At 65.1% G+C, this 19,242-nt stretch carries 17 protein-coding genes; 10 read left to right on the top strand and 7 right to left on the bottom strand.

The genetic code is table 11. The features are described 5' to 3' along the window. Positions 1-1,076 precede the first annotated feature (1,076 nt). Both MTX35_RS24480 and MTX35_RS24475 read right to left on the bottom strand, forming a co-directional pair. Complete coding sequence (locus MTX35_RS24480; protein WP_243597411.1) at positions 1,077-2,075, bottom strand: DUF368 domain-containing protein; 999 nt, start codon at positions 2,073-2,075, stop codon at positions 1,077-1,079. Between the two features lie 234 nt (positions 2,076-2,309). Further along, positions 2,310-3,224 carry an aldo/keto reductase gene (locus MTX35_RS24475; protein WP_243597410.1) on the bottom strand — a complete coding sequence of 305 codons (915 nt, stop codon included), beginning with the start codon at positions 3,222-3,224 and terminating at the stop codon, positions 2,310-2,312. A gap of 109 nt (positions 3,225-3,333) precedes the next feature. Between MTX35_RS24475 and MTX35_RS24470 the strand changes: the two genes are divergently transcribed. Further along, positions 3,334-3,756, top strand: a complete 423-nt coding sequence (locus MTX35_RS24470; protein ID WP_243597409.1) for a phosphate acetyltransferase — start codon at positions 3,334-3,336, stop codon at positions 3,754-3,756. A 1-nt stretch (position 3,757) separates the two neighbouring features. Here MTX35_RS24470 and MTX35_RS24465 read toward each other — a convergent pair whose 3' ends face one another. The 3 genes from MTX35_RS24465 to MTX35_RS24455 are packed head-to-tail and all read right to left on the bottom strand — an operon-like array spanning position 3,758 to position 6,842. Beyond that, complete coding sequence (locus MTX35_RS24465; protein WP_243597408.1) at positions 3,758-5,023, bottom strand: triacylglycerol lipase; 1,266 nt, start codon at positions 5,021-5,023, stop codon at positions 3,758-3,760. Between the two features lie 44 nt (positions 5,024-5,067). Beyond that, positions 5,068-6,039, bottom strand: a complete 972-nt coding sequence (locus MTX35_RS24460; protein WP_243597407.1) for a phytanoyl-CoA dioxygenase family protein — start codon at positions 6,037-6,039, stop codon at positions 5,068-5,070. Then, a complete protein-coding gene (locus MTX35_RS24455) occupies positions 6,030-6,842 on the bottom strand; it encodes a class I SAM-dependent methyltransferase (RefSeq protein WP_243597406.1) in 813 nt (270 codons plus the stop codon). The genes MTX35_RS24460 and MTX35_RS24455 overlap by 10 nt, the downstream gene beginning before the upstream one ends. A gap of 63 nt (positions 6,843-6,905) precedes the next feature. Between MTX35_RS24455 and MTX35_RS24450 the strand changes: the two genes are divergently transcribed. Next, positions 6,906-7,766, top strand: a complete 861-nt coding sequence (locus MTX35_RS24450) for a methyltransferase (protein ID WP_243597405.1) — start codon at positions 6,906-6,908, stop codon at positions 7,764-7,766. A 72-nt stretch (positions 7,767-7,838) separates the two neighbouring features. Here the strand turns inward: MTX35_RS24450 and MTX35_RS24445 are convergent, their stop codons facing one another. Next, positions 7,839-8,735 carry a hydroxymethylglutaryl-CoA lyase gene (locus MTX35_RS24445; protein WP_243597404.1) on the bottom strand — a complete coding sequence of 299 codons (897 nt, stop codon included), beginning with the start codon at positions 8,733-8,735 and terminating at the stop codon, positions 7,839-7,841. Between the two features lie 134 nt (positions 8,736-8,869). Between MTX35_RS24445 and MTX35_RS24440 the strand changes: the two genes are divergently transcribed. The 8 genes from MTX35_RS24440 to MTX35_RS24405 all read left to right on the top strand — a co-directional run bounded on the left by MTX35_RS24440 (position 8,870) and on the right by MTX35_RS24405 (position 17,686). After that, a complete protein-coding gene (locus tag MTX35_RS24440; protein ID WP_243597403.1) occupies positions 8,870-9,529 on the top strand; it encodes a GntR family transcriptional regulator in 660 nt (219 codons plus the stop codon). Next, complete coding sequence (locus MTX35_RS24435) at positions 9,526-10,731, top strand: CaiB/BaiF CoA-transferase family protein (protein ID WP_243597402.1); 1,206 nt, start codon at positions 9,526-9,528, stop codon at positions 10,729-10,731. Before MTX35_RS24440 ends, MTX35_RS24435 begins: the two co-directional genes overlap by 4 nt. A 51-nt stretch (positions 10,732-10,782) precedes the next feature. Next, positions 10,783-12,879 (top strand): hydantoinase/oxoprolinase family protein, encoded by a 2,097-nt coding sequence (locus MTX35_RS24430; RefSeq protein WP_243597401.1) that lies wholly within the window; start codon positions 10,783-10,785, stop codon positions 12,877-12,879. Then, the gene (locus MTX35_RS24425) at positions 12,879-14,768 is read left to right on the top strand and encodes a hydantoinase B/oxoprolinase family protein (protein ID WP_243597400.1); all 1,890 of its coding nucleotides are present in this window, start codon (positions 12,879-12,881) and stop codon (positions 14,766-14,768) included. The genes MTX35_RS24430 and MTX35_RS24425 overlap by 1 nt, the downstream gene beginning before the upstream one ends. Next, a complete protein-coding gene (locus MTX35_RS24420) occupies positions 14,765-15,412 on the top strand; it encodes an isochorismatase family protein (protein WP_243597399.1) in 648 nt (215 codons plus the stop codon). Before MTX35_RS24425 ends, MTX35_RS24420 begins: the two co-directional genes overlap by 4 nt. Positions 15,413-15,519: 107 nt before the next feature. After that, a complete protein-coding gene (locus tag MTX35_RS24415; protein WP_243597398.1) occupies positions 15,520-16,698 on the top strand; it encodes an acyl-CoA dehydrogenase family protein in 1,179 nt (392 codons plus the stop codon). Further along, positions 16,695-17,174: a VOC family protein gene (locus tag MTX35_RS24410; protein WP_243597397.1), complete on the top strand. Its 480-nt coding sequence runs from the start codon at positions 16,695-16,697 to the stop codon at positions 17,172-17,174. The genes MTX35_RS24415 and MTX35_RS24410 overlap by 4 nt, the downstream gene beginning before the upstream one ends. A gap of 113 nt (positions 17,175-17,287) precedes the next feature. Next, positions 17,288-17,686, top strand: a complete 399-nt coding sequence (locus tag MTX35_RS24405; RefSeq protein WP_243597396.1) for a VOC family protein — start codon at positions 17,288-17,290, stop codon at positions 17,684-17,686. Between the two features lie 20 nt (positions 17,687-17,706). On the opposite strand, the gene MTX35_RS24400 is transcribed toward MTX35_RS24405, so the two are convergent. Then, positions 17,707-19,212, bottom strand: a complete 1,506-nt coding sequence (locus MTX35_RS24400; RefSeq protein WP_243597395.1) for a YdiU family protein — start codon at positions 19,210-19,212, stop codon at positions 17,707-17,709. Positions 19,213-19,242: the final 30 nt, after the last annotated feature.

Genomic DNA, 19,242 nt, shown 5'->3' with positions numbered 1-19,242 from the left:
TTGCGATCCGTTGCCGTGACGGGAGACGCGTTGCGCGTCGCAGCGATGACGGGTCGTTGGCGTTCCGGGGCGTTGCGTTCGTGCGCGCCGCGCGTGCGGCATGGAGCATCTCGCTGCGCACACAACGATCGTTGCGCCGACGCACCGTTGACACCTCGCACGTCCAGGTCGCGACACAACGCCACGCTGCGTTGCCGAGCGGAGCGAGGCCTTTCGGCACACGGACAGGATGCCGGCCGCGAGCGCTCAGCCGGCGAGGGGTCCGTCGCAGAGGAGAGCGACGTCGGTGTCGGGCAGAGCCGTGAGGCCAGCGCATCGCGCGACCACCAGAACCGAACCGACGACCTGATCACGTCGGCTCTGCGTCTATCGCTTGATGCGCCCACTGGGTGAACGAGCCGCTGACCTGCACAAACGCCGAGCGTGGGGGACGCTGCCATCCGGTGGTGACCGACGACGACCGACCAGTACCGACCGTTTTACCGGAGTTTCACCGGAGCTCGCGGCGGCGTCGAAGCCGAGCAAGCTCCATTCTTTAGCTCACCGCTTTCCCGTCGGGGCCGCGAGTCAACCGTTCGCCCTCACGCCAGGCAAGACCGAAACAACCACAACGGGACTGCGCGAACGACCGGGTGTTTGTCGGTCCAAAGAATACTGATGTTCGTTCGAGCCAGTGGGCCGAGGTGTCGGATGTGTTGTACAACGTCGGTTTACAACTACCGTATTTGGGTGGAGTTGGGTCTCGGTGTCACGAGCGTGTCACATGTTGGTACCTACGAGAGTGGATTCGGATGGTCCCGCTTGGACGGTCGATGCAGGTCAGCAGCTCCATGGTGGTTCCATGCGGACGTATCTGGTTGTCTCGCAACATACTTGTAAGCGAGCGGTCAACGGTTCAATCCCGTTAGGAGGCTCCACCGCTCCGATTCCGTCCCTGGGATCGGAGTTCTTGTGTCTGTGCGGGCCGGTGTGGAGGGTTCGCGGGCGCATACGCCCCTCGTGGGAATTCACGGTGCCTGCAGGCGGTGCGGATTCCGACGAGGGGCGTGGATGGCCGGCTACGCCTGCCGGTTCGGTCAGGGCGTACGCGTGGTTGCCAGTCGTCGCTGAGCAATGGCGACCACCGCCACGACCGCCACTCCGACGGCGAACAACCCCAAGGCAGCGGGCCATTCGTTGCCGACGGCCAGCAGTTCTCTGTTCTCGCCCTGCCACGGCCACAGTGCACGCAACGACCCCAACAGCAGGCCGGCAGCGGCGACCATCGCCAGATCGTGGTAGTTCGCCAGCAACCACTCGAGCACTCGAACGAAGCTGACCAACCCCGCCAGAGCGCCCAGGGCGAACACGGCCAGGTACGTCAGGTTCCGCTCGTCGACGGCCGTCAGCGTCGGCGCATACAGGCCGATGACCAGCAGAAAGAACGACCCCGATACGCCTGGCAGCACGAGCGCACAGATTGCGATCATCGCGGCGAAGAACACCAGAATCAGCGACGGATTCGACGCCTCGGCCCCGGGTAACGATGTGAGAACGACGACCCCGACCGCAAGAACGACGAACAGAGCCACGGCAGACAGTCGGGACCGGGTGGTGGGGAAAGCGCCACGAGTGATCTCCATGAACGGGATCGCCACCGACATCGCGATCATGCCCATGAACAGTGCCTTGGAGTAGACGGGCTGATCCGTGACGAAATTCGCCATGATCCCCGCCACCGAGAACACCATCAGCAGCATGCCGACGCCGACCGTGACGAGCAGCCACCAATCGACCTGACGGACTTCGGCGCGCACGTCGGACCGCGTCACCACGGCCTTGGGGATGTCCGTCAGATGCTTCGCCGACGCGATGGCCCTGGTGTAGATGCCGGTGACCAGGGCAACCGTGCCGCCGGAGACCCCGGGAACCGTTTCCGCTAGGCCGATCAGACCGCCGCGTACGACGTTGGCTGCCAATTCCGTCGCCGGCGGCCGTCCCCTGGCAACGTCATCGAGTCCGGGTCGCTGATCCAGCCCGTGTCTACTCTGCTCGTTGTACCCATCGGCGGAGGGCGTCTGCCCGTTCGTCGTCATGCCCGAATCGTCCCAAACGCTCCTGTGCCGCCAGACACCGGCTCGGCAAGCTCGAACACGACCCCCATACGGCGGAGACCGTCCACCGTGCCCCTGCCCTCACCATCGCTGCGGATCAGCTCCTCACATTCGTAAATACGACGCCGATCGGAGTCAGGTATCCGAAACGGAGGAGCTGATTCGAGGCGGTGGACCGGATCGGGGGCACCGTAGTATCAGCGAGTATCGACGCGATCACGTCCATGCCAGGCGAGAGCGGTTGTCCCAGTAGCTCTCTGGGTTTTCTGCCATGTCCGGATCGCTGGCTGCGATCAGCTCGCGGTCGATCGAAAGCGCGGCTACATTCTGCTTCAGTTGCCCCGCGGTGGCAGCGCCGGAGAGCACGACATCGGCCCATGGTTGCGCGAGTGCAATTGCCAGTGCGAGGGCATCACGGCCCACCCCGGCTGCGTCCGCGACCCGCGCAAGCTCCGAATCCTCCGCCACGAGTCGGCCATTGGCCATTGCTTCTTTGACGACGACGAACCAACCGGCCTCGTGGGCTCGCGCCAGGGACGGGCCGACGGACGGTTCGAGAGGGTTCCAGGTCGACTGCACGGAGCTGAACAGTCCGAGCTCGAGCGCTGCGTCCACCACGTCGGCTTGGTGCGGCCCGCTGGTGCTGATACCTATTCGGGTGCCACCCTCGGCTATGACCCGTAGTTCGTCGAGCAGTGCCGTGTCGGTGAGGGCAGGGCTGTCCGGGGTGACGCTGTGGATCAGGTAGTGATCTGGCGCGTCGCCGAGGTCGTGCAGGGTCTGCGGCCACTGTTCGGCCAAACGTGCCACCGAGTGTTCTTTGACCTCGTGAACTTCGGCTTTGCGCCGAAAATCGGCGACGTAGGCGTATCCCCATTTTGAGCCGACCGTGAGGTTCTCGCGCCGATTCGGGTGTCGAGACAGCCAGCTGCCGAGGAACCGCTCGGCCAACCCGTAGGAGCGCGCAACGTCGAAGTGTCGAACTCCGCTGTCCCACGCGGTGTCCAGCACTGCGTGGCACAGCTGCTCCAAGGCTGCCGGATCGAATCGCCCGTCCACAGCATCCGAGTGCCCGATCGTCAGGTACTCGGGTCGCCCGAGTGCGGCAAGGCCGAGGCCGAGTTGTGTCATGTCGTCATTACCTTCGTTGCGTCAGGGTCGGAATGCGCGCACGCTCCTCGAGTATGCCTGTCGTCGAGTGCTGGTTCGGAAGCTCACTGTTGTAGGGCATCATGAGTTGATGAGCGATCTCGAGTACCTTGCCACTTTGCTTGCCGGACTGGATGCTGAGATCGCGCGACTCTCAGCTGCCGAATCGGGCTCGGACGAGCATTCGTCTGCCGTCGATGACGCGGCCGCTGCCGTCCTGCGGCTGCGCTCGAAGGTCAAGGCCGGTTACTCGGGCAAGAAGGCCTACTACATCGCGGTGTCGACCGATCCGAACGGAATCAGGGTCGAAGGGATTGCAGCGTTGCAGGGCAAGCGGGCCCACGAATTGGTGCGAGACGGTGGTTGGATGCATGCGGATTCCAGCACGGTGCTCGATCTTCTCGACGACGATCAGATCAGTCGGTACCGGGCCATCGCGGGACGCGGCGTGGCGCAGACGTTTCGGGACTCCCGTGAATATCTCTCAGCGGCAACAGGTCTGGCCGAACAGTAGCTCACAACTGGAGTCGTGGATCGGATTCACCGACCAGTGCACGCCGCATCCACCCATAGACTCTCTCGTCGTTGAGCAGGGTGAAGTGGTGCGCGCTGTTGATTGCCAGACCGTCGTCCGGGCGAAGTCCTATGTTGCGCAGTGTGTTCCGTCCGCCGGCGCTATCAGTTCGTACCAACCCGTCGCCCACGAAGATCCCGACCGGGTGTCGCGGGTTTCCGGTGACGATCGCGGAGGCGTGATGATGCCGCACCCCCTCCGGAACCGAGATATCCGCGGCAACTCCGACGTCGAATCCGTCGGCGTAGCTGGCGTGTCCCTCGTCTTCGGTGATCGATCCGTGGATCAGATCGCGGACTCCGGCGCTTCGACGCGCCAATAGGTGTGCGAACGGCCGGGTCTCGGGTGTGAGTGCCAGCGCTGCTGTGGCGACGTGAACGCCGTGCGCGAGTGGCGCACCCAGATGTGGTGTCCCCAGGGTGAATACGTCCGTCAACAGGTCCACCCATCGATGGCCGCTCTCGGCGGCGTGATGAGCGGCGCTGCGTGAGACCAGTCCTCCCATGGAGTGCCCGACCAGGGTGATGCGGTGAACCCGGACGGGCCACGCCGGCACGAGTTGTTCCAGCAGTTCCGACAGGTCGGCGCCGTTCGTGGCGATACGACGTCCGGTGTTGTAGCGCAGGAAGATCGAGGTGGTGTCGGCTTCGGAATCCAGCCGCTCCCCGTAGGTGGGCCGCCCGCCGAGCCGCCATGCCGATTCGGTCTCCACGAGCCCGTGCAGGAACACCACGAGGTGTGCTCCCGCGTCGGGAAAAGCAGTGGCCAGAGCGCGGTACTTCGGAATTACCGGGCGTCCGTCGACGCGGATCGACATCGGGTAGGCGAGGACCCGGGAGGTTCGCTCCATGTCGTCGCCGATGAGGCCGTGCAAGATCGCGATGGTCTGTGCGCCGAGGGTGGTGTGCGACGGCGACGGGCGGGGGTCGTCCTCGGACGCGTCGTCGCCGCCCGTGATGGCACCGACTGCCTTGGCTGCGCCGGTGCAGGCGGCCTCGATGCTCGCGTAGGTGCCTGCGGAAATGGCGTCGTGCATCAGCTGTGTCGGTCGTGCGGCGGGACCGACGCCGAGACGTACGGCAGCGAACGTCCGACGTGCAATTGCCGAGTGGACGGCGCGAACACCACCTGCGGCCGACGCCAGCTCGCGAAGGGTGAGCTCGCCGAGTTCACCCAGTTCCTGCGTGCGCTGAGATTTCTTCCCCACCGAATCCAGTGTACGTGTGTCCACTGAAACGGTCGAGCTGCGAATCAGCGGCGGCCGACCACCGGGTTCAGCTCGGAAGCCGCAAGGCCCCCAGGCTCGACGCCGGGGAGGAATTCGCGCCACGTGCCGCTGATCAGCGTCGGCGACTCCACGACTCGAGCCCCGTCGGCGAAGTAGGTGTTGGCCAGGGCTCGACGCGGCTGCGTCGTCAGGTTCGGCCCCGCCGTGTGGAAGCACAGCGCGGAGTGGAAGGACACGTCGCCCACGGCGAACGGCGTCGACTCGACTGCGACGTCGCGCTCGACGAAGCGCTTCGTGACGGCCTCGTCGTACGACGTGCCGACCTTGTCGAACTCCAAATCCGCAACCTCGTCCAGCACCTTGCGGCCGCGAGCGAACGACAGCGGACCCATTCGTCCGGGGATCGCCGACATCGGCATCCACGCAGTGACCGCCTGGGTGGTCTGTAGCGGGAAATGTTCGGCGTCGTGGTGCCAGGGAGTGCGTCCGCAACCGGGCTCCTTGGACAGCGCGTTGTCGTGATAGAGCCGAACGGCCGGTTCGTCGAGCAACGCCGCGGCCACGCCGCCAATTCGCGGTGACAGCGCCACGGCGCGCATTAAGTCGTCATGGAGCCACATCTGTTCCAGCGCGGTGAATCTGCCGGCCACGTTCTCGCCGTGCTCGGCTCGCAGCAGCTCCTCGAGGCGCTCGGCGAGCCGACGCACAACGGCCGGGGAGAACACGGCGGGCAGCCGCACGAAGGCGTGACGAGCGAATGCGTCGACGGCAGCAGGGTCGAGGTCGTACGGCTCGGCAAGCTCACGCTCGACCTGCGCGTCCGTCGCCGCCTCGACGTCGGGTAGGCCGGGACCGTCGACCAGCTCGGTCGGCATCGTGTCATTGGCGGCCAGCGTGACGTACCAATCCCACCAGTCCTGATCGTCACCTGCCCAATCCTGATCGATACCGCCGTCGCGATTCTGTTCGGGGAGCCGTTCGTTCGTCAGAGCCACAGCAGCGCCGCCTCATGAGAGAAGGTGTAGGAACCGGATGCGTCCCGGCAGGAGGCAAGGTAGTCGCCCAGCACCGGTGCCGCTTCCATCTCTTCCAGCGACACCGAGTCGTCGAAGGCGCAGCGTTGCAGAAAGCCCTCTGCGACAACGCGATCGGAAGTGCCGGTCGTGTACGTGACGCGTTGGTCGCGCACGTCTGCACCGGCTCGGATCAGCGCGTCACGCACCTGTTCGGCCGTCGTGTACGGCGTGGCCTCGCGTACGCCGGCGCGAAAAGCGTCGTAGAACGCGATGTAATGCGAGGCCGCCGTGGCCTGCGCGATCAGTCCGAGACCGCCGGGAGCCAGTGCGGACACGAACCTTTCGGCTGCGGCGTCCAGCTCGGCAGGCGGCAAGGCGTACAGCGCGTGCGTGGCCCAGACGACGTCGTAGCCGGTGTGATCGTCGGGTAGGTCCTGCAGAGTCATCACCAAGTCGTGGCGGGCCACGAACGGTGCCCCGAGCGCCCCGCGTGCCTCTGCCACCGAGAACTCGGACGGGTCGAGCAGGTCGTAGGCCAGCTCCGGTACGGCGGACAGGTCCGTGTAGCGACGCAGCGCGGTGGGAAACTTGCCGCTGCCGCAGGCCACGTCGAGCAATGACCAGTTCTCGTGCGCCCGTCCGGCGAGCAGTGCGGGCCAGTCGGCGGCCAGGGCCAGCTGGTGGTAGTCCTCGGTGGCCAGGGCGTAGAACGCCTCCATACCCGTGCGGCCGGCCTCGCTCCAATGCTCGAGACTGCGTTCGGCTGTGTCTCCGTTGCTCACGGCACTCCTCTCGGGAAGCCAACCGCAACGCACTCGTGGGCGCGTCGTGGTTCACTCGGTGTGGTGTCCAACATAGCTCCGACTTCGTCGACCGACACTGCGGCAGTGCTCCTCGACGGCGTACGCGCGGTGCGGCGTGGCGCTGCGGCCCTCGCCGGCCTCGAGCCCGATGCCTACGCCCGAGGGCACGCCGCTTTCGAGTGTCTCTCCGACCAGCGCCGCCTGATCGCCGAACACCTCGCGGGCCGGCTGACCGGAATGGGGGATGGCCCGATCTCGGTGCTGTCGGTGGGCTGCGGTGACGGTTCGCTGGACGCGCGGCTGGCGGCGGGGCTGGTGCAGGGGGTACCCGGCCGACCGGTTCGGTACGTCGGCGTCGACCCCTGGGTGGGAAGTGCGGAGCGCTTCGCCGCCACCATGTCCGCGCTGGGAGCGGACGAGCTCAGCTCCGACGCGTATGTCGCCCCGTTCGACGACTCCTCGCTGGACGAAACCTTCGATGTCGTGATGTTCGTGCACTCGATGTATTACGTCCCGGACCTGGGCACGACGCTGCGTGTCGCGCTCGGCCTGTTGCGACCAGGCGGCCAGCTGTGGGTGGCCATAGCGCCGACGGCCGCACTCAACGCGTTGGTGGTCGCCCTCGCCCCGCCGCTGGAGGGCCACCGGCAGTGGTTCAGCGCCGATGTCGAGAAGGCCTTCGTCGACGCCGGGATTTTCCTCGACGACGTGATTGCACTCGACGCGCAGATCGACCTCGCCTCCGCGAGTGACGAGGTGTTGGACTTTGCGGTGCAGGCCAGGCTGACCCCGGATTTGCGCGGGCCGGTGCGGGCCTACCTGGATGCGGTCTCGGTGCCGGGCACCGACGGCAGACCTCGGGTGCCGCATCCGGTCGACGTGTTCGTCGCGACCCGTCGCTGATCTGTCCCTCGAAGGATCGACGCCGCCGAGTTGTGGCCCGCCGCGGATCCGGTGAACGGTGCCGGCGTGCGCTCACCCGCTCGGAAAAGCCCCGGCCCGTCCGAGTAGTGCGGGCACCTCTTTGCCCAGTGCATTCCCGAGCCACGAGGCGGCCTCGACCAGAACCTGTTGACGCACACCGGTGTCGACCCCGGATCGATCGAGTGCGTAGATCAGGTCCTCGGACGCTATGTTGCCCGTCGCTGCGGGGGCGAACGGGCATCCCCCGAAGCCGCCGATGCTGGCGTCCAACGCCTGCGCGCCCGTATCCAGTGCCGTCAATGCGTTGGCGTACCCCGTGTTTCGAGTGTTGTGGAAATGCCAGCGCTGCGGGATTCCCGGTGCTCGTGTACGTGCGGTGTCGGCCAACACGCGCACCTGTGCCGGCACACCGACGCCGATAGTGTCCGCCAGAGCGATCTCCGACGGTCGGTCGTCGGCCAACTGCGCAAGGATCTCGCCCACGAACCGAGGATCCACTTCGCCACTGAACGGGCAACCGAACGCTGCCGCGATGGTGACGGTGGTGGCCAGGCCTGCGGACCCTGCATCTCGAATGACATCGCGTGCAGTCGACACTGCCTCTGCGACAGAGCAATTCTGATTTCGCCGGCTGAACTCCTCGGATGCGACGACCACGACGTTGACCTCGTCGACGCGTGCTTCTATCGCTCTGTCGAGACCGCGGCGATTGAGCACGAGGCCGATGTAGGACACGTCGTCGCGTCGCTCGATCCCGGCCATCACGTCCTCGGCACCTGCCATCTGTGGCACCCGTTTCGGGTTGACGAAGCTGACCGCTTCGATTCGCTTGGCTCCCGCTGCAACGCTGCGGGCGATCAACTCGATCTTCTGATCCACCGACAGCGCAGTCTTCTCGTTCTGCAATCCATCACGCGGGCCCACTTCGACAAGGTGCACGGAAGTCATGGACCGATCTTCCACCTGAACGGTATTGCATGCAATACCTCGATTTTGCCGGTTTCAATTTTCTGGAAGCGCTGACAACTCAGCGCCACAGCCCTAAGTTGTGAACAATCACCCATCATCGAATGGAGGCCTGCATGGTCAGGGCCGTGGATCGCGTGTATTCCCACATCCGCGACGGCATCATCGCGGGAACCTATGCGCCCGGCGCACGGCTGGGTGAGGTCGATATCGCCGAACTGACCGAGACCAGTCGGACACCCGTCCGGGAGGCTCTGAGGCAACTCGAGATGGAAGGGCTCGTGGAGGTCGTTCCCCACCGGGGCGCACGTGTCTACACCTGGACGGCAGACGATCTCGAGGAGATCTACGACCTGCGCATGACGCTGGAAGCGATGGCCGCGGCTCGGGCGGCGCGCCGCATCGGCGACAAGGACATCGACAGGTTGAGCGAATTGTGCGACCTGATGGAGTCGGCCGCGGCCAACGGGCAGCAACTCGACCTGATGGCGCAGCTGAACGACGAGTTCCACGCCATCGTGCGTACTGCCGCCGCCAGTACTCGCTTGCTGACGATGCTCGGCGCAGTCATCCAGTTCCCCCTCGTGATGCGTACCTTCCACCGCTATGCACCGGCCGACGTCGCTCGTAGTCACGCGCACCATCGCGATCTGGTGGCAGCACTGACCAGCGGTGACGAAATCTGGGCCGATTCGGTGATGCGTGCTCACGTCCGTGCCGCGAAACACGTTCTGCTCCAATCCCTCACACCCGACGAAGTCAAGGAGTCCGAATGAGCGAAGCCACCCCGGGGCCGTTGTCAGACCTGCGAGTAGTCGAGATGGGTCAATTGTTGGCCGGGCCGTTCTGCGGACAGCTTCTCGCCGATTTCGGAGCCGAGGTGATCAAGCTGGAGCCGCCGGGCAAGGGAGACCCGATGCGGCAATGGGGCCGGGAAAAACCCCACGGCAAGTCGCTGTGGTGGCCGGTGGTGGCGCGAAACAAGAAGTCGGTGACGTGCAATCTTCGCACCGAAGAAGGACAAGCGCTGGCGCGCAACATCATCGGCAAGTCCGATATCGTCGTCGAGAATTTCCGCCCCGGCACCCTCGAGCGATGGGGGCTCGGGTACGAGGATCTGCGCACGCTCGACCCACGCCTGATCATGGCCAGGGTCACCGGATACGGCCAGGACGGGCCCTACTCTCCCCGAGCCGGGTTCGGTTCGATCGGTGAGGCAATGGGCGGAATCCGTTACGTGACCGGCAATCCCGATCTGCCACCGTCTCGGGCCGGCATCTCGCTCGGTGACTCCCTGGCTGCGGTGTTCGCGACGATCGGCGTCCTCACTGCCGTTCACCATCGGGAGCGAACGGGGCGTGGGCAACTGGTGGATTCGGCGATCTACGAGGCCGTGCTCGCGATGATGGAATCACTGCTCCCCGAATACGAGATCGGTGGTTACCAGCGCGAGCGCACCGGGTCGGTGCTGCCGAACATTGCGCCGAGCAACGTCTATCCCACGAAGGGCGGGGAGATGATTCTGGTTGCCGCGAACCAGGATTCGGTATATGCCCGCCTGGTCACCGCTATGGGCCGGGCCGATCTCGTATCCGATCCTCGTTATGTCGACCACGCGTCACGTGGGGTCAACATGGAAGAACTCGACGCCATCATCGGAGCGTGGACCGCAGAGCTCGGAACCGACGAGGTCCTCGACATTCTTCACGATGCCGGCGTCCCCGCCGGCCGCATCTACACCGCTCGCGACATGTTCGACGATCCGCATTTCGCGGCCCGTGAGGCCATCGTGCGGCTGGCCCACCCCGATTTCGGCGAGATCCCGATGGCGGGGGTCGTGCCCAAGCTCAGCGACAGTCCCGGTGCCGTCCGGCATGCAGGACCCGAACTCGGCGAACACAACTCGGACATCTACGGGTCGCTTCTCGGTCTCACCGAGGCCGAACGGGCTGCGCTCGTCGACCGCGGCATCATCTGAGCTCGGCCGCATCGCCCTCACTCATCGCACCGCACACCACGGGAGATCATCATGCGCTATCGACTCGGCGTCGACGTCGGCGGAACATTCACCGATGTCCTGCTTCTCGAAGAAACGACCGGTACCACCTTCAGAGCCAAGACTCCGTCGACACCCGCCGATCAGTCCGTCGGGGTACTGAACGGCATCGACAAAGTATGTTCGGAGGCCGGGATCGAACCGTCGGAGATCGATCAGGTCCTGCACGGCACCACGGTCGCGACCAACGCCATCCTTCAGGGCCGCGGTGCGCGCGTCGGACTCGTGACAACGGACGGATTCCGGCAAGTCCTGCAGATCGCCAGATCGTACGTTCCGGGCGGTCTGGCGGGGTGGATCATCTGGCCCAAGCCCGAACCGCTTGCAGCGCTGGAGAACACCGTCGAGGTCGTGGGTCGCCTGGCGGCGGACGGCAGCGAGGTGACGGCGCTCGACGAGAACCAGGCGCGGACTCAATTGCGTCGACTGGCAGGTGCCGGCATCGAAGCTCTCACGATCTCACTCATCAACTCGTATGCGAACGACACCCACGAGAAGCAGATCGCCGAGTGGGCTGCCGACGAGCTTCCGGGCATTCCGATCTCCATCTCCAGCCAGGTCCTGCCCGAGATGCGCGAATACGAGCGAACTCTGACCACGGTCGCCAACAGCTACGTGCAACCGGAGGTATCGCGATACGTCCGTAACCTGGACAATTCGTTGCAGGACAGGGGGATCAAGGCTCCACTGTCCATCCTCCGGAGTGACGGGGGACTGGTGCAGTCGGCAAAGGCATCTGAGGCACCGGTGTCGTTGCTGTTGTCCGGCCCGGCCGGTGGTGTCACCGGTGCCGTCTGGTTTGCCGAACAAGCCGGATTCTCCGACTTCCTCACCTTCGACATGGGCGGGACGTCGACCGACGTCGCCCTCGTACTCGGTGGTCAACCACGTATCGGCCGTGAGACCAAGGTCGGCGACCTTGCCGTCCGCGCCACGAGCGTGGACGTGCGCACGGTCGGAGCCGGTGGCGGCTCCATCGCGCACGTGCCCGAGTTGACGCGCGCACTGCGGGTCGGGCCGCAATCGGCCGGTGCCGACCCCGGACCGGCCGCGTACGGGAAGGGCGGAACCGACCCGACGGTGACCGACGCGAACGTCGTACTCGGTTATCTCCCTGCCTCGTTGGCGGGTGGGGAGGTCGATCTCGACGCCGAGGCGAGCCGTACCGCCGTGGCGACGATCGCCGACGCCATCGGCCTGGGAAGTCCCGAGGAAGCCGCATCAGGGATCGTCGACATCGTCAACGAGAACATGTTCGGCGCCCTGCGGTTGGTCAGCGTGCAACAGGGCTACGACCCTCGCGATTTCGCGCTCGTCTCGTTCGGCGGTGCCGGGCCCCTGCACGCCAACGCTCTGGGTCGACTCACCGGTTCGTGGCCGGTGATCGTGCCACCGTCGCCCGGGGTTCTCTGCGCGTACGGCGACGCCACGACGTGTCTTCGGGACGAGGCCGCGCGCACCATGGTGCGCGCCTTCTCCGACATCGACGACGGCGAGTTGCGAACAGCCCTTGCCGAATTGGCCGAGTCGGCGTCGGAAAGGCTCTCTGCCGAGGGGGTGCAGGCAGACCAGCAGACCGCCAAATATCAAGTGGACCTGCGCTATCAGGGCCAGGGCTTCGAGATTCCCGTCGATATCGACGCGGCCGCCCTCGATTCGGGTGAGCTGTTGTCCACCCTCGGCTCTGCTTTCGATGCCGAACACCAGCGACTGTTCTCGTTCCTGCTGAAGAACGAACGAGAGGTCATCAATCTTCGGGTCACGGTCAGTGGTCCACGTCCCGAGGTGGCGTTCCAGCCGTTGGCGGAGGGCACCGACGATCCGTCCGCGGCGCTGATCACCACGAACGACGTGTGGATGGACGGGCAGCACACGAAGGCCGGCATCTACGACCGCTCGAAACTGTTGGCCGGCAACGTCGTCACGGGCCCCGCGGTGATCACCGAGATGGACTCCACCACGCTGGTGCTGTCCGGTCACGCAGCGACGGTCCACCGGAGTGCTTGCCTTCTCATCGCGCCTGTCGACACCGACGATACCCACCGCACCACGCGACTCCAGGAGAACTGATGGCCACCATCATCGAGACCTCGAAGACTCCGTTCACCACCGTTCCGGTCGACCCGATCACGCTCGACATCATCGAGAACGCCCTGCGAAACGCACGGGCGGAGATGGATGAGGTGCTGTTCAGAACGGCGTTGTCACCGGGTATTCGTGAACAGCACGACGAATTCCCGCTCATCGCGGATCCGAGCGGCAAGATGGTGGTCGGGCAGTTCGGTCTGTCCGTCCCCGATTTCCTCGACAACTTCTCTGGCACCGTCGGCGAGGGCGACATCCTGCTCACCTCCGATCCGTACGCCTGTGGTGCCGCGATCAGCCACGCCAACGACTGGCTCATCGTCCTCCCGATCTTCCACAGTGGACGCGTCGTCGGCTGGTCGTCGATGTTCGGGCACATGGCCGACGTCGGGGGTAAGACGCCGTCGTCGATGCCGACCGATGCGCACACCATCTTCGAGGAGGGCGTCATCATTCCGCCCTTCAAGCTCTACAGCGCAGGCGAATTGAACGAGACCGCCCTGGACATCATTCTCAACCAGGTGCGCAAACCGGACTGGAACCGGGCAGACCTCAACGGACTCGTCGCGGCGTGCACCACCGCATCGCGGCGCATCGTGGAGCTCTGCGACCGGTTCGGTGTGGACGTGTACCTGTCGGCGCTCGACGCGTTGCTCGACCGGAACTATCAGGCCATGAAGGTGCTGCTCGCGATGCTGTTCGTCGACGGCGAGACCATCGAGTTCAGCGACTTCATCTGCGATGACGGGTGTGGCTACGGCCCTTACGAACTGACGATCGAGCTGACTCGACACGGCGAGAAGATCCACCTCGACTTCAGCAAGGCCGCGCCCCAGGCCGTCGGTCCGATCAACTACTTCATCAACGAGAACCTCGTGCGCATGTTCTTCGGTATCTACGTCATCACCGTGGCCGATCCGCAAATTCTCTGGAACGACGGCTTCTATCCGTTGATCGACGTGACCATTCCCGAGGACTCGTTCTGGAAGCCGCGCTATCCGGCCGCACTCAACGGCCGCAATCACGGAATCGGCCGCGTCTTCGACCTTTTCGGTGGGCTGCTGGGCAAGAACAATCCCGAAATTCTCAACGCCGCCGGCTTCTCGTCCTCGCCGCACTTCATGTACTCCGGTCACTACGACGGGGGTGCGCGAGACGGGGAATGGTTCCAGCTGTACTCCATCGGATTCGGCGGCATCCCCGGTCGTCCGATGGGAGACGGACCCGACGGGCACTCGCTGTGGCCGTCGTTCGTCAACATCCCCTGCGAGTACCTCGAGTCCTACTACCCGCTGCGCATCGAGCGGTGGGAGACCGTCACCGATACAGGTGGTGCCGGACTGCACCGCGGCGGCAACGGCGTCGACGTGGCCTACTACTTCGAGGAACCGGGCACCATTGCCATCCACGACGACCGGTGGCTCACATATCCGTGGGGAGTCAACGGCGGCAAACCCGGTGCGAGAGGGAAGAAGTGGATCGTTCGGGCATCGGGTGAGGTCGAGGTACTGGCCAGCAAGATCCACGAGGTGCCGGTGGGACGAGGCGATGTACTGCACTTCGTCACGTGGGGCGGCGGCGGTTGGGGTGACCCGCTGACCCGAGATCCCGAACTGGTCGGTCTCGAAGTTCGGCGGGGTCTGGTCAGTACCGAGGGTGCTCGGATCGGGTACGGGATCGTCTGCGATGACGGCGGTGTCGTCGATTCGTCCGCCTCCGCGACTGTTCGCAGCGAGATGTCGGCCGCGCGCGGGGAGATCGAGGTGTTCGACAAGGGACCGTCGATCGACGTGATTCTCGAGCGGTGCGAGGCCGAAACCGGCCTTCCCGCGCCCCGTCCGCCGGTGAACGTCAGAAAGGCCGTGCGAGCGTGAGTGACACCCTCGGGTCGTACCGGGAATCGGGATTTGCGGGTGAGCTGGGCCCGGGCCGTAGCCCCGCGGTTCTGGTGGTCGACATCGTCGCGGCCTACCTGGTGGACGGCTCGCCCCTGCGTGCTCCGGTGGATGCGGCGGTAGCAGCTGCGGCACAACTGGTTTCGACCGCCAGGTCCGCCGGTGTTCCGGTCGTGTTCACCCGGGTCAGCTATCAGCCCGGTGGACGTGACGGCGGCCTGTTCATGTCCAAGATCCCGGCGTTGAAGATCTTCGAGGAAGGCTCGGAGCTCGGCGATTTTCCGGCGGAACCCCGTCCGCTCGCGGGCGAAACCGTGGTGACCAAGCAGTACGCGAGTGCATTCTTCGGCACCTCACTTGCTGCCACACTCACAGCGAGCGGTATCGACACGCTGTACATCTGTGGGCTGACCACGAGCGGCTGCATCCGTGCGAGTGCCACCGACGCACTGCAGCACGGCTTCCGGCCACTCGTGGTCGCCGATGCGTGCGGCGACCGCGAACCCGGAATGCACGAGTCGAACTTGCTGGATCTGCAGGCCAAATATGCGGACGTCCTCGACCTGGAGCGGGCCCTCGATGATTTCGGCGCATCGTCTGGTCGACGGGCGAGTCAGCGATGAAAGTCGATCAGCTCGTCGGACTCGTCGACCGCCGTCGATCCGCTCGTTGGCAGGAAAGGCCAGTCGGTCAGTAGACGAAGTGCATCGCCTTAGCTGATAGTTGTCCCATGGACACGCTGAACCCCGATGTACCCGACGACGTCTTCGCGGACGTGCTGAAGCAGATCTCGCATTTCGTTCGGTCACGGGTGGTTCCGCGTGAACTCGAGATCATGAACACCGATTCGATCCCCGAGGATCTGCGGACGCAGGCTGCGGAGATGGGGCTGTTCGGCTATGCGCTTCCGCAGGAGTGGGGCGGTCTGGGCCTGAACCTGATCCAGGACGTCGAGTTCGCGATGGAGCTCGGCTACACCTCGCTGGCGTTGCGATCGATGTTCGGCACCAACAACGGGATCGCCGGGCAGGTGCTCGTCGGATTCGGCACGGAGGAACAGAAGGCGACATGGTTGCCGGGCATGGCAGCCGGCGACATCGTTGCCTCCTTCGCGCTGACCGAGGACGGGGCCGGATCCAATCCGGCGGGCTTGAAGACCACTGCGAAGGTCGAGGGCACCGGGTGGGTCATCAACGGCAGCAAGCGATACATCACCAACGCGCCGATCGCAAACATGTTCGTCGTCTTCGCGAGACTCGATCCGAAACCGCAGAGCGGCAACGGTATCGCGGTGTTCCTGGTTCCCGCTGACACGGCGGGAATCGAGGTCGGTGCCAAGGACGCGAAGATGGGGCAGCAGGGCTCCGGCACAGCCGATGTGAACTTCACCGACGTGCGTGTCGAGGCCGACGCGTTGGTGGGCGGTACCGGCGATATCGGGTACAAGGCGGCGATGACGTCACTGGCACGCGGGCGAGTACACATCGCCGCGCTTGCCGTCGGCCAGGCGCAGCGCGCATTGGACGAATCGGTGTCGTATGCCGCGGCCTCGACTCAAGGCGGCGAGCCGATCGGAAACTTCCAGCTGGTGCAGGCCATGATCGCCGATCAGCAGGTCGGTGTGATGGCGGGCCGGGCGATGGTTCGTGAAGCGGCTCGGGCATGGGTGCAGAACACCGATCGGCGCATCGCTCCGTCTGCCGTGAAGCTGTTCTGCACCGAGATGGTCGGCAAGGTCGCCGATCTGGCCGTCCAGATCCACGGCGGTGCGGGATACATGCGGGAGGTGCCGGTCGAACGTATCTACCGTGATGTACGGCTGCTCCGACTGTACGAGGGCACCAGTGAGATCCAACGATTGATCGTCGGCGGCGGCCTCGTACGAGCCGAACAGAAGCGCACCTCGTGAACGCACCGGGTGAAGACTTCCAGGGCCGGTCCTTTCGACTCCGTCGCTCCGACCACGTCGGATTCTCCGTCGGTTCCCTCGATGACGCCCTCAGGTTCTGGATCGACGGTCTCGGAGCGTCCCTCGAACGCACGGGTGAGATGAGTGGAGAGTTTCTCGGAGAGGTCACCGGAGCACACGGGGCCGCAGTCCGGATGGCGGTGGTCTCCGTTGCGGATCAGACGGTCGAGCTGCTGGAATACCGCAACGTGCAGGGAGAGCGAGGGTCGTCTCGACCCTACGATCCGGGTTTCGCACATCTCGCTTTCGAGGTCGACAACATCGATGCGGTCCTGACGCGTATCGCCGAGTTCGGATGGACGGCGCAGGGAACTCCACAACCGATTGCCGGCGGTGCCAAGGTGGGCACCCGAGTCATGTACGCAGTGGGCCCGGACGGTGAGACCATCGAATTCATGGAGCCGCCGCAGGGATGAGGTACCAGGGATGGTTGGGCCGAACCCCGCCGAATGGGCAGTATTCCCCTGATCGTCGGTAGCACGCAGACGTTGGTGCCTAACGTGGACGGTGACGACGAAAGGACCAGCGCATGCCGCAATTCCCCGGTCTCTCCCACGTGGCCGTGACCGTATCCGATCTTGCCGCCAGCACCGAGTGGTACGCACGACTGTTCGACGCGCCGCCCGTTCTCGACGAGGACGAAGAATCCGGCAACTATCACCACACCGTGTTTGCGCTCGACGGCGGCATGCTCTTCGGATTGCACACCCACGGCGAGGCTCAGGTCTCAGGTGCCTTCGACGAGAAGAGACCGGGTGTGGACCACATCGCGTTCGGTTGCACACAGGACGATCTGGCGTCATGGGTGTCGACGCTCGACCGACTCGGCATCGTTCACAGCGGAATCAAGCACGCGCACTACGGGTCTGGAATCTCGTTCCGTGATCCCGACGACATCGCCCTCGAATTCTTCGCTGCGCCTGCCTGATCGCGCTGCCCTTCACATCGTCAGGTACCACAGAACGTCTGAAAGCCGGCGCTGAAGTTTCCGGGCGCAGGCAGGGCGTACTCCGACCGGTCCTCGCGTCGCCCGAACGGCGACGTGACGACCTCGAGCAAGCGCTCGAAGGGTCCGAGATCGCCGTTCGTCGCAGCCTGGAGAGCGGCGTCGACCAGATGGTTCCGAGGAATGTAAGCCGGGTTGACGCGGTCCATGGCGTCGGCGACCGAGGAGAATCCCTCTCCGCGAACAGCGACCGCAGCACGCCAACGCGCGAGCCAACTGCCGGATGCATCGGGTGGGACGAGTGAATCGAACGGTGCCGAGTTCCCTCGTAGGTTCTCGGCGAGAGCGCGGAAGGTGAGGGTCCAGTCGGCGCGGTGGTCCGTGAGCAACCGGTGCAGGTCGTCGACGAGCTCCGCGTCCACGCCGTCGTCTCCCAGGCCGAGTTTGGCCGCCATCGCGGCGGAGTAGTGCTGTCGGTAGCGATCCCCGTACGTGTCCAGGACCGCGGTCAGGGCGGAGATGGCGTCGTTCGGCTCCGAATTGACCAGTGGCAGTAGTGTTTCGCCGAATCGCGCCAAGTTCCAGCCGAGAACGGCGGGTTGGTTGCCGTAGGCGTAACGTCCGCCGTGGTCGATGGAGCTGAACACCGTTGCCGGGTCGTAGGCGTCCAGAAAGGCACACGGTCCGTAGTCGATGGTCTCGCCGGAAATCGTCGTGTTGTCGGTGTTCATGACGCCGTGAACGAATCCGACCGACATCCACCTGGCCACCAGGGACGCCTGAGCCTCCACGACGGCCTCGAAGAAGGCGAGGTAGCGATCCTCGGGTTCGAGCTCGGTCAACGTGGGGTAGTGCCGGGCGATCGCGTAGTCCGCGAGGGGCTGCGCGAGTCCTTCCCGCCGAGCAGCGAACTCGAAGGTTCCCACCCGGAGATGGCTGGACGCGACCCTGGCGAGCACCGCGCCGGGTTGCGGACCTCCTTCTCGCACCACCTGCTCCCCGGTCGTCACGACAGCGAGTGATCGGGTGGTGGGGATGTGCAGAGCATGCATCGCCTCGCTGATCAGGTACTCGCGCAGCATGGCAGCCACCACCGCACGCCCGTCACCACCGCGCGAAAACGGTGTTGCGCCGGACCCTTTGAGATGCAGATCGACCAGGCGGCCCCGATCATCGCGGAGCTCTCCGAGCAGCAGCGCTCGGCCGTCGCCCAGCAAGGGTTGGTAACCGCCGAACTGATGACCGGCATAGGCCATCGCCACGGTTACGGTGTCGGCCGGAGGGATGGACCCGGACAGCACGCCTGCCCCCTCGGCGGTGGCCAAGGATTCCGGATCGAGCGCGAGTGACCGGGCCAGGCCGTCGTTGAGGATCAGCACGCGAGGATCCGGTGCGTGGGTGCCCTGCCACGGCACGGTGACGCCGGGAACCTGGTCGGCCAGGGTCGATTCGAACCCGAATGCGGGCAGGCTCGTGGTCGACACGCCCAGTCTGGTGGATTCGCTCATGGTTCAGGGGTACCACGAATCGTGGCACCC

The organism is Rhodococcus sp. ARC_M12 (assembly GCF_022810385.1).
GTDB classification, from domain to species: Bacteria; Actinomycetota; Actinomycetes; order Mycobacteriales; family Mycobacteriaceae; genus Rhodococcoides; species Rhodococcoides navarretei.
Note: the sequence above shows the minus strand (reverse complement) of the source record. Positions and strands in the feature narration are given on the sequence as shown.